The sequence below is a fragment of the Microvirga ossetica genome (genome assembly GCF_002741015.1).
Lineage (GTDB): Bacteria > Pseudomonadota > Alphaproteobacteria > Rhizobiales > Beijerinckiaceae > Microvirga > Microvirga ossetica.
On record NZ_CP016617.1, the window covers coordinates 872,363 to 885,792 of the forward strand.

Sequence of the window (13,430 nt, forward strand, 5' to 3'; positions counted from 1 at the left end):
TCTATACGGGTGTTCATGGTGGCCATAGATCCGTCATTCGAAGTGAGAACGTGACCTCAGGCGCTTCCTCTTATCGTTCTTACTGCAAAGATGGGTTGCGCTGTTGCTCGGTACCAGACGTGAGTCCGCATGGTTCGTTTGCACTCAATGCATGGCCGGAGTAGCGAATGCTTAATCTTATGCGCCAATTGCATATAATTTGGTCTGTGACGAGAATTGTCTCACCCCCGCAACCTGCGGGTCTCAATCGCAATCTCTCGAAATCGCCGCGCGGCTGAGATCTCGAATTCCGGTATGGCAAATCCGAGGCCGCAAGCGGCAGTAGGCTGGTGAGCGTCTTGAAGCTGGCCTGCCCGAGAGATGGTCCGTTCAAACCGACGGTACCGAGGCGACCCTTTCGACGAAGCACATGGCCGCTTGGTTCGTCGACGGGTATTCGCCAGCACGAGGCGGCCAATCTTGAGACCCTAAGCGAATGGCCCAGCCTGCACACCGTTCTTGCCGTCGAGACGCTGCAGTACCAAAGGCGCTCCCAAGGTCGAAACCGAGATCCGCTCCTTCTTGTCGAGCTGTCGTGACGATCCAGCTGTGCTCAGTCGGGCCATCCGCAAGCACCGGGCTATTGAGAATGCGTTGCACTGGGTGCTCGACGTCACCTTCCGGGAGGACGACAGCCGTGCGCGACCAGCGTGCCGCCCGCAATCTCGCGGTCTTGCGCAAGATCGCGATCAATCTCGTTGGGCGCGATCGTTCAACCAAGGCTAGTGGGCGCGCCAGACGGAAAAGGGCCGCCTGGGACAATGACTACATGGCCCAGCTCCTGGCGGGTTCGCTTGTCCGCCAGTCGGTCGAGTGCAGTAGCCATAGTGTTCGCCCCTGCCGTTAGTGGACCCTCTCCCCGCTCCAGCGATCACGCCCGGCCCAGTAGGGGCACAACGGACAGGTCGGTCCGTGGTAGTCAATTCCTTCTTCGTGCGGGCAGCCGATAATCCGGTCCACCATCGCAACCGAGCGCACGCCGAACCTGTCCATGTACGCCAAGACCTCCTCCGCAGCTTGGACGTCCTCGCGCACATCGCCCTGCTCGGCGAACCATTGCTTCAGCTCGACTGCCTCTTGGTTCTCAGCCAGCACGATGCCGACTGTCAGCTTGCTCGCCCGGCGGTTATCCGGCCCGTAGAAGGCGACCGTGGCCACCGGGAAGCCCCGAAACCCTTTCTTGGCCTTCTTGGTCAGTCGCTTGCGCGCCTGCTCCCGGAGCATGCTCCACCCGTTCGGTTGTCCGGCACTGCCCCACAGTTACACAGGTTGGCCTCGAGCCAAAGGTCCCGCGGATCACGCCTCACAGGTTCGTGCGTTACCCCCACCGAACCGCTGAAGCTCATAGGAGGCTAGAAACTGGTTCAACGTGGTGTGGGCCGGGGGAGGAAGCATGGCTGGTAGGGCGTTAGTCGGGAGCAGGGCTTGCTGCATTGAGGCACTCTCGCTGGCGGCACGAGGTGCCAGTAAATGCCCTTATGGCCTCGCCCCATTCCAAAGCCACTGTGTGCAAAGCAGCGAGATATTGTGGCAAATGTACGGAAGACGTTAGCTCCCGAGGCCATGCCACCACCTGTGCTCATCGCAGTAAGTGGTGGAGCAGAAGGTAACCGTGATGGCCCGTTACGAAAACACCCCCCTACTGTAGTGGTCGTCCTGGTGCCTTTGCGCAGCGGCCTGTTGATGATCTGACGCGCCCTCCCCGGTCAGGGCCAAGGTAAGCTTACTCTCCCCGGTGGCTACCAGATGCCCGGCCAAACATGGCAGGAGCCTAACGCGCGTGGAGTGCTGGAAGGAAACCGGTGTCGTCATCTCTCCTGAAGCGTTGCGGGTTGTGACGGTAGACACGCCAGATCGGCGGCAGAACCTACTCTTCTGCCAGAGCCCTCCCGTCGAACACCAGGGTGCGTTCGTCCATGACGCCGAGGTTTCAGAAGTTCTCGTCATCCACGAGCCAACTGAAACAGTGTTCGCGCGGCACCCGCGTGTGGCACGAGAGTTCTTCGTGAACTCCGGTGTCGTCTAACGGTTTGCCGTCGAGAATGGTGCAAGCTGATGTCCAAGAGCGACCCATGCCCTGCTGTTCGTGCCTTCACGTTTGATGAAAGCATAGCCTGTTCGCCGCCAGGGCAGAATGGCGTTTCTCTTGTTGTCGAGAATGAAATCACCACGGTCAGTGAGGACCATGAGCACAGCATGTCCCTGCCCCTGCTCGTCAACGACGGCTGCCATCCGCATGGCCCGATGGGGCAGGCCCGCCTGGACCAGCAGCCTCCGTTTCAGAAGTTGGATGTCCTCGCAGTCGCCAAGGCCATCATCAGGGAAGTCCCATCGGTCGAGAACGCCCCAATGATCCTGGTCTGTGACGGCCAGGATCAATGAGTTTACGCGCTCGTTCACTTGTGTGAGGGCAGCCCACACCTGCGAGTTCATCGCAATCCGCGCAGGCTGCGAGAAATCGACACGACATTCATGAGGGTGGCTCCGGCAGAAATTGATCCACGCTTGGGTCGGGCCTGCGGCTCCTACAACTTGAAATGAGCCAGTTGCTCGCGCCGGGAGAATGCTCTCGGCAGAGGCAGAGCTTACAAAGCCTGCAAGTGCCGCAAGCGCAATGCCAATCAGCGCCGTCTTCTGAGCACTTCGCTTGGTGCCGCCGCTCAGGTTGGGTCGGGTATAGAGGGCCTGATCAACATGATCCATGGCAAGGCTCCAGTCACGGAGGCAATACGATGGGCAATCATGGTAAACAGGGTCTTAATGCAATCTATGAATGAGGCGCGACATCGCCGACGCCTCTTTGAATGGCAGTGTAGAGGGATAGCAAATGTAAACCCGGCGCTTGGCAGCACTGGGTTTAGCAGGCAGCACCTGAGGGGCTATGGTCGATCCATGTAAGGAGGGTGACCTATGCAGCCTTCTTCGTGCGGCGGCCTTTAGCCGGTGCAGTCACTTCCTCGGATGTCGCAGCGGCCTTGGCGGCAGCGCGCTTCGGCTTGGCAGGAGTAACATCATTTGCAGCAGTTTCTACCCGAGCCGCACTCTTCTTGCGTTGCTGGCCGAGCCCCATCGTCTTGGCAAGCTCAGATCGTGCCTTGGCGTAGTTCGGCGCAACCATCGGGTAGTCCGCTGGCAGGTTCCACTTGGCGCGGTACCGCTCGGGGGTCATGTCATAGGTCGTGCGCAGATGGCGCTTGAGCGATTTGAACGACTTACCGTCCTCCAAGCAAATGATGGCATCCGGAGTGACGGACTTCCGCACTGAAACGGCAGGTACCAACTCAGCTTTTGGCTCTTCTTTCTGTCCCTGTGCGGTCTTCGTCAGGGCGGCATAGACGGAGTTGAGCAGCACCGGCAGGTCGGCGGCTTGTACGGAGTTGTTGCTGACATACGCCGAAACAATGTCGGCACAGAGTTCGATGTAGTTCGGAGAGGTTGCGCTCTCGCTCATGATATTCTTGTCCTCGGCTGCACTGGAACTGATTGGAAAGGTGGATAGAACAAGTCGATGTTCTACCAGGATCAGCAGGAACGCCTCGTGCAGCACAACAGATGCCCGTGATCTCGGCCTCACCTATGCCGCTTGCTTAACTTTGGCAAGATACTTCGTCGTCCGTGAAGAATGGTCGGCTGGGTTGTATTAGGCCCGTTGAGGCGATCGACCATACCCGACCAACAACATGGTGTGAGGTCGCGTCGGGCACCCGGTGTCCTATCCCTTCATTTTCGGCAGGCGTCCTGGAAGCTCCAGGTCCTCGAAGAAGTAGTAGATGCCCTGGTCCCTGACCATCATCTCGGCAAAAGCCCTGAAGAACACGCCGACGATCCTATCCATCTTGGCTGCATGGTTCTGGATGTCCTTGAGCTCGGTCCATAGCCGACCTGACGAGAAGTAGTCCCGCGACTCGGTCATGCCGAAGACCTTCTTCGCGGTCTTCCTCTTCTCTTCGTTCAGAACGGCACCATGGAACACGAGCCTATGCTCGAGGAGGTCCCGCTTGGCCACTGCGAGTCCCTTCGGGGCATCGACGAAGTCATAGTACATCCCGTAGCAGTTCAGCGAGGCCAGCTCTTCCCTGACCTCATCGGTCACATCCCTCCAGCCGCCGCCCTTTCGGGAAATCCGGTCGATGTCGGTGGGCAGGACCTTGTGCGGATCGCCGGGCAAGTCAAAGCCCATCTCCTTGAAGACGACCGCCACGAGCTCGGAACAGAGATGCTTGTGCTTCCGACCCTTCCATTTGAAGCCGTAGTTGTACTGGTTCGCCGTGCATTGGACCACGGCCAGCTAGAATGATCCCCTCTTCGCGGTATCCAGTTCGAGCAACGTCTGAAGCGGCTCGTATCGGACGACACGGTAGTTTGCATCCGGCTCCATGACCTCGAAGAAGAGCGTCTCCTCGATCCCGTCCGGAAGGGCATGGGTGATCGTGTAGTTGCCGCAGAATATCGCAGCGTGGGTCGCTATAGGCAGCCGATCCGTGTGGAACACCCGCTGTCCAGCGAGGTTCATGGCGTTGCCCTTGCGGTCGTAGAACAGGATCACGTCGCCAAGCATTTGCCGCCCCGCGGAACGAGAGCGGCTGGATCATATCCTTCCCGCCGCCTTTGCGCCAACTTGGAGCCATCGTCGCCTGTCCGGCCGTCAATGCGGGCCCCTCGGCGGATTGGCTATGGCCACACCCGTCATCTCCAAAGCGCGAGCGACGCGGAGACAAAGTTCCTCCCGCCATGGGGCTGCGATCAGTTGGACACCGATCGGGAGCTGTCCCGACCAGACAGGAACAGTGACTACCGGAAGGCCAACGCACGAGATCGGCTGGGTAAAAAGGCCAAGATTGGGACGAAGGGCGACCGTTTCACCGCGCAGGGGCAATGTCGTCTGACCGACGAGCGGTGCAGGACAAGGAGTTGCGGGCGCGATCACGAGATCCACGTCCTGGAACAAGTCCATCATCTTATCGTGGAACCACCGTCGAACGCGCTGCGCCTGGATAAGCCATGCCGCGGGCAAGAGAGCGCCCGCGAGGAACCGATCGCGTGTTTCGGGATCGAAATCCATCGCTCTCGTCTTGAGTCGATCGAGATGGAATGCCGCGCTTTCCCCGTTGGTGATCAGGAAGGCGGCGGCGCGGGCTTCCGCCGCGCCATCGACATCGACGGTTTCCTTCGCGCCGAGAGCCTGTGCGACCACGCGGACCGCCCCCGCAGCCTCGTCCATTCCGGCAGTGTCAAAATGACCGCCGGCTATCACGACGCGCAATCCGTCGATCCCCTGGTCGAGCGTTGGCAGTGTCGGCTGTGATCGGGGGCAGTCGTGCGATGCCTCCGTGGCGTGAAGTCCCTGCAATACGTCATAGGTCAGTGCCAGATCGTGGGACGTCCGCGCCAGAGGGCCCAGATGATCGAGGCTGTCGCAGAAAGGAAAGGTACCCGTGCGAGGCAGGCGGCCGAAGGTCGGCTTAAGGCCGAATATCCCGCAGAGAGAGCTCGGCACCCTGATCGACCCATTCGTATCCGAACCGAGGGAGACCGGGGAAAGGCCCGCGGCAGTTGCCGCACCCGAGCCTGATGATGAGCCTCCGGCCATGTGGGACAGATCATGGGGATTCCGACAGGCACCGTCGTGCGCGTTCTCGCCCGTGAAGTCGTAAGCGTACTCGCCCATGTTCAGGGCGCCGAGAAGCACGGCGCCCGCCTGGACCAGTCGCTCGACCAGTAGCGCGTCACGCAGCGCCGGACGCCGATCGCGATTTATCATCGAGCCAGCCCTCGTGGGGAGACCCTCGACATCGAACAGGTTCTTGACCGCAAACGGCACTCCGGCGAGAGGTCCGGGCACATTGCCTTCCGCAACGGCCCGGTCGATCTCCCGGGACTGGCTCAACGCCCGATCCGCAGTGACATCCGTGAAAGCATTGAGATCCGGGTTCAATCGCTCAATGCGTTCCAGGAACATGAGCGTTATGCTTTGCGACGTGACGGCACCCGATCGCACCAATTCGGCCATTCGATGAGCGGGAGTGAACGGATCGATCGTCACGTCTGTTCTCTTCCGCTCATCCCGGGCAGGAAGACCGCCGGGACTTCGAAGGTATCGTCCGCAAGTGGCACGCCGTAGACCTTGTTCGCCATTGCCGTCGCCAAGCGAAAGAACCGGACGACACCGGGTCTCTCGACATCCGTGATCGACAACCCGACCACGGATGCCAGGATTTCGACCTGGCGTTCGAAATCCTTCGGCATGGCTGCCTCATCCGTGAGATGCATGAGGCCTACTCCGCCGGTTCCAGTTCGGGCGTTGCAGGCGGGCGTTCGGTCGAGAGGACGAAGCTTGTCCGTCCAAGCGCAAACAGGAAGAGAGCCATGAGTCCGTATGCCACCACGAGCGTAGGCGTTACTCCTAAGCCGTTGCCAACGCCGATCGACTCGCCATGCATGAGACCGAAGTAGGTAAGAACGGCAGCGGCAAGGGCAAACGCCGCTGCTTGGGCGAACTGGCGCTCGATGATGAACACGCAGATCGCGCCGAGGATCAATCCCGACAGGATCGCACCGCCGCCAAGGACCTCGAGTCCGTGGTAAAGGACACCGACGTTGCTAAGTTTATCAAGACCGACCTGTGAGGCGGATGTCCCGGCCGCGGTGAGCGTGCCATCGATGAGGGTCTTGGCCCAAGCTGCCAAATGTGGCGTCAGGGCCAATACGATGGCGGGGGCATGCGTCGCAGGCGTGGTCTGGAATGCCTGCGCTCCGATCAGCATGCCGATATACAGCAGGATTGGTGAAATCGCGACAATGGGGATAATCGCCAGGAGAAGCGAAACGATCCCCAACCAGCACAACAGGAGTACCATCACGCCCGTTGCGGCCGAGTAGCCGATCCGGCCGCCCATCGACTTCCAGCCTGGATGTCCGATATAGACTGCGTTGATGAACGGATTGCCAAGCAGGCATCCGATCAGGCTGACAACGCCATCGGCCGTAAGGACGCGGGTCGTCGGGAAGTGATCGCCGGCCGCCTCGGCACTCTCGACATTGTCCATGGCCTCCACGAGGTCATAAATCCCGAACGGGATGGCAGTGACCAATATGATGCCAAGGTATTGGAAACCCGAGAAAACGTGGTCGACGGCCGGAACCGGCAACGAGAAGCCGAAATTCGCGAAGGCCGAGACGACGTTCGAAAGCTTCATGTCGCCAATGCCGAGGCCGAAGGCGGAGGTGAGCCAGCTAATGACGATCCCGAACGCGACGGCGACCAGTCCCGCCGGGATCCCGCGTGGATAACGGACACCTCCGAGCCAGCTCACCAGGATGATCGCGAGGCAGACGAGGCCGATTGCCGGGGTCATGAAGATTTCCAGGGCCGGCCGCATCGAGATGAACGCAATGGAGACCCCGGCGAGCGTGCCGAGCAGAGCCGCGCGGGGCGTTACCTTGCGGATGAAAGGAGCGATGAAGCCTCCGAGCATGAGAATGAAGCTCTGGAAGAACACCCATACGAGTCCGGCCTCCCACCCCTTGATGGGATCGCCCGTCGCGGATGCGATCGGCAGCATGATGACGAAGGTAACGACGAACATGTGGGGCACGCTGATGCCAGACGGCAGGGCGCACACGTCACTCCGCCCCGTTCTCTTGGCCAATGAATAGGCGAGCCACGCATAGTACGAGGTGGACAGAAACATCATGAGGCCGAGTGCAGGCAGAATTCGCCCGAATACGATATCACTCGGCATCTTGAGAACAAACTGGAGCAAACCTGTGAGGACCAGGAGATTGACGAGGATGTTCGTGCCGAAACCGAAGAATGCGTTCCAGTCACCTGGTGTCCAAAGGACAGGAGTATGATCGCTTGCTGCCTTCATAGCCGTCGCCTTTCCTAGGTTGCGAACGAACGCGGAGTCGGAAGTCGCTATTGGGGAGACATGACCCTCATGACGTCACGTGAAGTCGAGACCCAACCGAAAATCCCTCCTTGTGCCTCGATCATGGCGAGACCGACATCGTGGAAGCGCGGAAAATAGGACGCACAGCAGTCACCAAGAACGACGCAGCGGTAGCCACGATCGTTGGCTTCGCGCACGGTCGTATGAACGCACACCTCCGTCGTCACGCCGCACACCAGCAGCGTCGAGATCGAGCGGTTACGCAGCATGAGGTCCAGATCCGTCTGATAGAACGCACCCTTCCCCGGCTTGTCGATGACCGGTTCATTCTGCAACGGGGCGAGATCAGCAATGATCTCATGTCCGGCCTCGCCGCGGACCAGGATGCGGCCCATCGGACCCGGCGCACCGATGCGCACGCTCGGATCCCCGCGGTCCAACTTAGAAGCCGGCGCATCCGAAAGGTCCGGCCTGTGCCCCTCCCGCGTGTGGAAGACCGGCATCCCGATGCCGCGTGCCGCTGCCAAAATGTCACGGCATGGGTCAATGGCAGCTCGAAGAAGTGACACATCGTTCCCCAGGCTTTCCCCGAAGCCACCTGGTTCGAGAAAGTCGCGCTGCATATCGATGATGAGGAGGGCAACACGATCCAATTCCACTTGGACCGGCCCGGGGCGCGCCTCGACTTTCAATGATCCTGCCTTCATGTTGCATCACCATCATCGATCGGCGCCGGAGATCGTCTGTTCATTGGTCCTCTCCGTGCCGGCAGTCACCGTGCCATCCGACGGATCAGAACCGATCCGCCCTCATATCCGTTGCGAGGAGTGACACGACGTGGCCAATCGCCTGGTGGCCGCGCCGTGCGCGTTGCATGTACGCTTCAATCGAGGCTGTTATCGAGCGGCGAGGCAGGAGCAAGCCTCAACGCCCGAAAGTCTCCTGACGCATGAAAGCGCGCCAGCCACCGTATTTCGAAATGTCCTCGGCTCCATCGGTCGCCGCCGATTCGACGATGAAGCCTTTCGGGGCGCTGCCGTCGGCCATCCGGATCGTGCCGATGGCGAGCGGGGACGGTATCCGCGCGACGAAGGATCCGAAGGCATCAGGCCTCAGCGCCCAAACTTCGGCCTCGATGGAATGCCCGTCACCGTCCGAAACACGAAGAAGTCCGGGACGCCGCGGGCCATCGCCTTGCAGTGCAAAGAACCGATACTCGGGACGGGTTTGACCTGTCCGAACGAAACGAGCACCTAACGACACGAGCTCCTTGTTCAGGGGAAAGCCCGAGAGATGGGCGCCGACGACCGCAAGTTCGATCTTGTCGTCCGATGCGGTCTCCTCGGGTTCGGGAAAAGCTGGCATCGCTCGCGACGTCGCTCCGAGCAGGACCGCGGAAGCCGCATGGACCTTCAGGCCAAGCGACCCGATCAGAGCATCCCGTCCGGCTGTCGAAATGAGTGTGCATCCCGAGGGCAAACCGTCGTCCCGGAACTTCCCGGGAACGGCCAATGCGCACAGGTTGAGCAGGTTGACGAAGTTCGTGTACGTGCCGAACTCGGTATTGGGCGTGATCGGATCATGCTCCAGGTCGGCGATGGTTCGCGGTCGAGGGATGGTCGGCACCATGAGGACATCGATCTCGTGCCAGGTGTGCTCCGCTGCGCGCTGCGATGCGGCAAGCTTGTACATCCCCCTGAAAACGTCCGATGCGGAGAACCGGGACGCCTGCGCGATGATTGACCGCGTGACGGGGTAAATCGAGGCCGGATGCGCATCCATGAAGGAATCGATCGCCTGATAACGTTCGACGATCCAGGGTCCGTCATAGAGCAAGGCCGCCACGTCAAAAAGCGGGCGCAGATCGATTTCCCTGGTGCTGAACCCCATCCGCGCCAGGTTGGCGACATTCGCATCGAAGGCCTGCTCCGCCAGCGCATCGCCTCCGAAGAACCTGCTGTCCTGATCCGGAACGCCGACAATCAGTCCGGGCGGTAGACTGCCGAGCATGCCGACATGGCCCTTTCTCGAGTACGGATCGTCCGGATCGTAACCTGCCATGACGCCGATCGCGGCATAGGCATCATCTACGGTAAGGGCGAAAACGGACACGCAGTCTATCGTGCGACAGGCAGGGAAGACACCTGTCGTCGACACGAGGCCAGGCGTGGGTTTGAGTCCGACGATGTTGTTGAGGGCTGCCGGGACACGCCCGGATCCGGCGGTGTCCGTCCCGAGCGCAAGAGGCACGATCCCTGCGGCAACCGCGGTCGCGGATCCCGAACTCGAGCCGCCCGGCACGAGTTCGGCGCGAATGGCGTTCCTGGTGATGCCGTACGGGGACCGCACACCGACGAGGCCCGTTGCGAACTGGTCCATATTCGTCTTGCCGACAATTATGGCGCCTGCCGCGCGAAGTCGCGCCACGACCGTCGCGTCCCGCTCCGGCGTCCAGGCGAAATCGGGGCAGCCGACGGTCGTCGGAGTGCCAGCTACGTCTATGTTGTCCTTTATTGCAACCGGGATGCCGTAGAGCGGCGTCTCCTTCGAGCCGTGAAGCTCGATGTCACGTGCTTCATCGAGGACCTCGGCCATGGGGCGGAGCGTGATGAACATGGACGGGTCGTCGTGGGCGGCGATGCGTCGATAAACTTCCTCGATCTGTCGACTGGGAGTTGTCCGCCCATCGTGAAAGGCGCTTCGGTAATCGGACAGCGTATGGATCCCGGCGTCATCCATCGATCAGGCTCACATGAGCGGCGACAATCCGCCAGCCGACAGGAAACCTCACCCACATCTGCATCTGCCGTCCGACCTTCCCTGGCGCCGAGTCCCGATGGAACAGCGTTGATGCCGTGGCAACGTCGTTCCCATAGGTCGTGATCATCGTGCGACTGAGGTGTCGCGCCAGTCCATTGGGAGAGCGGTTCCTTCTAAAGGAACGGATCTCCGATGCCCCATAGAGGTTCTCGGTATGCCCGTAGCGGATCGTGCGCCAATCGTCGTGAAACAGCGCATCCAATGTCTCGACATCGTTCGAGACAAGCGCATCCTCGTAGCGTCGGAAGGCCGCCTCAACCTCTGTTCTCACGCCGGGATTATCAAGTTCCATGCAATCCTCATGCATTGCATACAACGCAGCAATAATGCATATGAATGAGAGGAACTGTGTGCCTAAATTCCCGGTATTTTGCACAAACATAGGGATGCCTATGCTTACGTATTGAGCAGCATCCTGACGTTCGCTGCTTCATGATGCTTTGGACCATTGAATGATCGACCTCGACGTACAAACCCATGCCGAACGCCTGGCCACGGAAATCGCCGATGCGATTCTTTCCGGTCGGATACCTCCAGGGACCCGCTTGGACGAGAAGTCGCTCGCAGAGCAATTTGGCGTTTCGCGCACACCCGTCAGGGAGGCGCTGCGGCAGCTTGGAAATTCCGGACTGATCGACATCAGGCCGCATAAGGGAGCCGCCGTCACCAAGGTGACGCCGGCCAAACTCGAGGAGATGTTCTGTGCGATGGCGGAAGTCGAAGCGACTTGTGCCCGTTTGGCTGCGATCAGCATGACCCCGATCGAGCGCCGACGGCTGGATGCGCTTCATCACAGCATGGGGGAGATGGTTCAGAACTCACTTGACGACAGGTACATCGAGGCGAATGTCGCGTTCCACGGCGCCGTTTATGCCGGCGCCCATAATGGGATCATCCACGAGATCGCCCTGAATCTTCGCCGCCGGCTGTCTCCGTTCCGACGGGCACAGTTCCAAAAGGCGGGGCGACTGGCTCAGTCCCACGCCGAGCATGGCTTTGTGGTGCGAGCAATCCTGCATGCCGATGCGCCCGCGGCTCACGCTGCGATGTTGCACCATGTATCTCTCGTGGAACTCGCTTTTGATGAGCTTACGGTCCCGCGATTTAGGTCTGAATAGGGCTTGCCTCGGAATGAAAGGTGATCCGTCCCGAAACACCGGAGATGGATGCCACATCCCTCAACGCTGTTCACTCGCCGTCTTCGAGAAATGCGCGAGCGTAAGGCGTTATCTTCTTGTTTCACTTGGGTTTTGGCTTCGGGCTTGGCTTCTGGGTCACGTCCGTCAAGGAGTGTAAATTCGGGTGTGGTTTGAGGTGGTCATTGGTCAGTACGCCTGTGGGGTGATTGCCAGAGTCTGCTGGTTGATCATCGGTGTTGCGAGCTCAGTCATCCCTTCGATCTGCATGTAGCGGTGCTGGAGCTGCCAGTCGTCATTGGCCTCCAGCAGCACCGCGCCGATCAGGCGCCTGATGCTGTCCTCGTTGGGGAAGATGCCCACCACATCGGCCCTGCGTTTGATCTCCTTGTTCAAGCGCTCCAAGGAGTTCGTGCTATGCAGCTTCGTCCGGTGCTGGGCCGGGAAGCTCATGTAGGCCAGCACGTCATCCAGGCTGTCGTCGATGAAGACCTTGAGCTTGGGCCAGCGGTTGTGGAGTTGATCGGCAAACTGGGACAGGCTGGCCCGGGCTGCCGCCTGATCGGGCTGCTGGAAGGCCTGGCGCAGCCCAGCCGCCACCATGGTCTGGTGTGCCTTTGGCACATAAGCGAGCGCGTTCCGGGTCCAATGAACCCGGCACCTCTGCCAGGTGGCGCCCAGCACCCGACGGATCGCGGCCTTGAGGCCCTCATGCGCGTCCGAGATCACCAGCTTGATGCCCGTGAGCCCGCGTTTGACCAGATCGCGCAGGAAGTCGGTCCAGAAGATCTCCGCCTCGCTCGGACCGATGTGCAGCCCGACGATCTCGCGCCGGCCCTCGGTTGTGACCGCAACAGCCACTATGACGGCCACCGAGACGACGCGGCCACCTTCCCGCACTTTGAGGTACGTGGCATCGAGCCACAGATACGGCCACTCTCCCGTGAGCGGGCGCTGCAGGAAGCCCATCACCCGCTCGTCGATGTCCTTGCAGAGCTTGGACACGGAAGACTTCGAGATGCCGCTCAGGCCCATGGCCTGGACCAGATCATCGACCCGGCGCGTGCTCACCCCGGCAATCCAGGCCTCCTGGATCACCGCCACGAGCGCCTTCTCGACTGTGCGCCGCGGCTCGAGGAAACCGGGGAAGTAGCTGCCGGTGCGCAGCTTGGGGATCTTGAGGTTCAGGGTGCCCAGGCGCGTGTCGAGCGCGCGCTCGCGATAGCCGTTGCGGTAGGTGGCCCGCTCGCCGCTGCGCTCGTAGCGCGCAGCTCCGATCACGCCCTCGACATCGGTCTCCATCAGGATCTGGAGCACGCTTTCGGCGACACTGCGCAGAAAGTCGCCGTCATCGGCCTTCGCCATCAGCTCGGCCAGTGGTAGTCTGTCGTTGGTCATTGGGGTTCCTTCAGCTGGGGTGCAGTCGAGCAACTCCACCATAGCCGGCCCTCCCAATGACCACCTCATCCCAACACCCGGCGCGTCAGCAAATTTCCACCACCAGCGCGGACTCTACCCTTCTGAGCGTAGGATGACGTGCTAC

The 13,430-nt window shown here is 60.6% G+C and carries 13 protein-coding genes; 1 reads left to right on the top strand and 12 read right to left on the bottom strand.

Annotated elements, in window-relative coordinates:
• Positions 1-882 precede the first annotated feature (882 nt).
• The 11 genes from BB934_RS32075 to hpxZ form a co-directional block, all read right to left on the bottom strand.
• Entirely contained in the window at positions 883-1,263 is a 381-nt protein-coding gene (locus tag BB934_RS32075; protein WP_099513902.1) for a hypothetical protein, read from the bottom strand.
• A gap of 798 nt (positions 1,264-2,061) precedes the next feature.
• Entirely contained in the window at positions 2,062-2,742 is a 681-nt protein-coding gene (locus BB934_RS32090) for a transglutaminase-like cysteine peptidase (RefSeq protein ID WP_099513905.1), read from the bottom strand.
• A gap of 205 nt (positions 2,743-2,947) precedes the next feature.
• The gene (locus tag BB934_RS32095) at positions 2,948-3,490 is read right to left on the bottom strand and encodes a Ros/MucR family transcriptional regulator (protein ID WP_099514300.1); all 543 of its coding nucleotides are present in this window, start codon (positions 3,488-3,490) and stop codon (positions 2,948-2,950) included.
• A gap of 261 nt (positions 3,491-3,751) precedes the next feature.
• Positions 3,752-4,321, bottom strand: coding sequence for a hypothetical protein (locus BB934_RS32100; protein WP_099513906.1), 570 nt, complete (start codon positions 4,319-4,321; stop codon positions 3,752-3,754).
• A 6-nt stretch (positions 4,322-4,327) separates the two neighbouring features.
• Positions 4,328-4,597, bottom strand: coding sequence for a hypothetical protein (locus tag BB934_RS32105; protein ID WP_099513907.1), 270 nt, complete (start codon positions 4,595-4,597; stop codon positions 4,328-4,330).
• A gap of 87 nt (positions 4,598-4,684) precedes the next feature.
• Complete coding sequence (locus BB934_RS32110) at positions 4,685-6,049, bottom strand: AtzE family amidohydrolase (protein ID WP_099514301.1); 1,365 nt, start codon at positions 6,047-6,049, stop codon at positions 4,685-4,687.
• 29 nt (positions 6,050-6,078) lie between these two features.
• On the bottom strand, positions 6,079-6,309 hold the full coding sequence (locus BB934_RS32115; RefSeq protein WP_099513908.1) for a DUF4089 domain-containing protein: 231 nt from the start codon (positions 6,307-6,309) through the stop codon (positions 6,079-6,081).
• Between the two features lie 5 nt (positions 6,310-6,314).
• Complete coding sequence (locus BB934_RS32120; RefSeq protein ID WP_099513909.1) at positions 6,315-7,910, bottom strand: regulator; 1,596 nt, start codon at positions 7,908-7,910, stop codon at positions 6,315-6,317.
• Positions 7,911-7,957: 47 nt separating this feature from the next.
• Positions 7,958-8,638 (bottom strand): cysteine hydrolase family protein, encoded by a 681-nt coding sequence (locus BB934_RS32125; protein WP_099513910.1) that lies wholly within the window; start codon positions 8,636-8,638, stop codon positions 7,958-7,960.
• 217 nt (positions 8,639-8,855) lie between these two features.
• Positions 8,856-10,670, bottom strand: coding sequence for an allophanate hydrolase (atzF, locus tag BB934_RS32130; RefSeq protein WP_099513911.1), 1,815 nt, complete (start codon positions 10,668-10,670; stop codon positions 8,856-8,858).
• Positions 10,663-11,043: an oxalurate catabolism protein HpxZ gene (gene hpxZ / locus BB934_RS32135; RefSeq protein WP_099513912.1), complete on the bottom strand. Its 381-nt coding sequence runs from the start codon at positions 11,041-11,043 to the stop codon at positions 10,663-10,665. The genes atzF and hpxZ overlap by 8 nt, the downstream gene beginning before the upstream one ends.
• A gap of 160 nt (positions 11,044-11,203) precedes the next feature.
• Between hpxZ and BB934_RS32140 the strand changes: the two genes are divergently transcribed.
• Positions 11,204-11,869, top strand: coding sequence for a GntR family transcriptional regulator (locus BB934_RS32140; RefSeq protein ID WP_099513913.1), 666 nt, complete (start codon positions 11,204-11,206; stop codon positions 11,867-11,869).
• A gap of 207 nt (positions 11,870-12,076) precedes the next feature.
• Here BB934_RS32140 and BB934_RS32145 read toward each other — a convergent pair whose 3' ends face one another.
• Positions 12,077-13,285 carry an IS256 family transposase gene (locus BB934_RS32145; protein WP_099513914.1) on the bottom strand — a complete coding sequence of 403 codons (1,209 nt, stop codon included), beginning with the start codon at positions 13,283-13,285 and terminating at the stop codon, positions 12,077-12,079.
• Positions 13,286-13,430: the final 145 nt, after the last annotated feature.

What these genes read in the sequence shown, in the direction of transcription:
- BB934_RS32095 (WP_099514300.1), bottom strand. Translation starts at nt 3,490, where the DNA reads ATGAGCGAGAGCGCAACCTCTCCGAACTACATCGAACTCTGTGCCGAC.
- BB934_RS32125 (WP_099513910.1), bottom strand. Translation starts at nt 8,638, where the DNA reads ATGAAGGCAGGATCATTGAAAGTCGAGGCGCGCCCCGGGCCGGTCCAA.
- BB934_RS32105 (WP_099513907.1), bottom strand. Translation starts at nt 4,597, where the DNA reads ATGCTTGGCGACGTGATCCTGTTCTACGACCGCAAGGGCAACGCCATG.
- BB934_RS32120 (WP_099513909.1), bottom strand. Translation starts at nt 7,910, where the DNA reads ATGAAGGCAGCAAGCGATCATACTCCTGTCCTTTGGACACCAGGTGAC.
- atzF (WP_099513911.1), bottom strand. Translation starts at nt 10,670, where the DNA reads ATGGATGACGCCGGGATCCATACGCTGTCCGATTACCGAAGCGCCTTT.
- BB934_RS32115 (WP_099513908.1), bottom strand. Translation starts at nt 6,309, where the DNA reads ATGCATCTCACGGATGAGGCAGCCATGCCGAAGGATTTCGAACGCCAG.
- BB934_RS32110 (WP_099514301.1), bottom strand. Translation starts at nt 6,049, where the DNA reads ATGGCCGAATTGGTGCGATCGGGTGCCGTCACGTCGCAAAGCATAACG.
- BB934_RS32145 (WP_099513914.1), bottom strand. Translation starts at nt 13,285, where the DNA reads ATGACCAACGACAGACTACCACTGGCCGAGCTGATGGCGAAGGCCGAT.
- hpxZ (WP_099513912.1), bottom strand. Translation starts at nt 11,043, where the DNA reads ATGGAACTTGATAATCCCGGCGTGAGAACAGAGGTTGAGGCGGCCTTC.
- BB934_RS32075 (WP_099513902.1), bottom strand. Translation starts at nt 1,263, where the DNA reads ATGCTCCGGGAGCAGGCGCGCAAGCGACTGACCAAGAAGGCCAAGAAA.
- BB934_RS32090 (WP_099513905.1), bottom strand. Translation starts at nt 2,742, where the DNA reads ATGGATCATGTTGATCAGGCCCTCTATACCCGACCCAACCTGAGCGGC.
- BB934_RS32140 (WP_099513913.1), top strand. Translation starts at nt 11,204, where the DNA reads ATGATCGACCTCGACGTACAAACCCATGCCGAACGCCTGGCCACGGAA.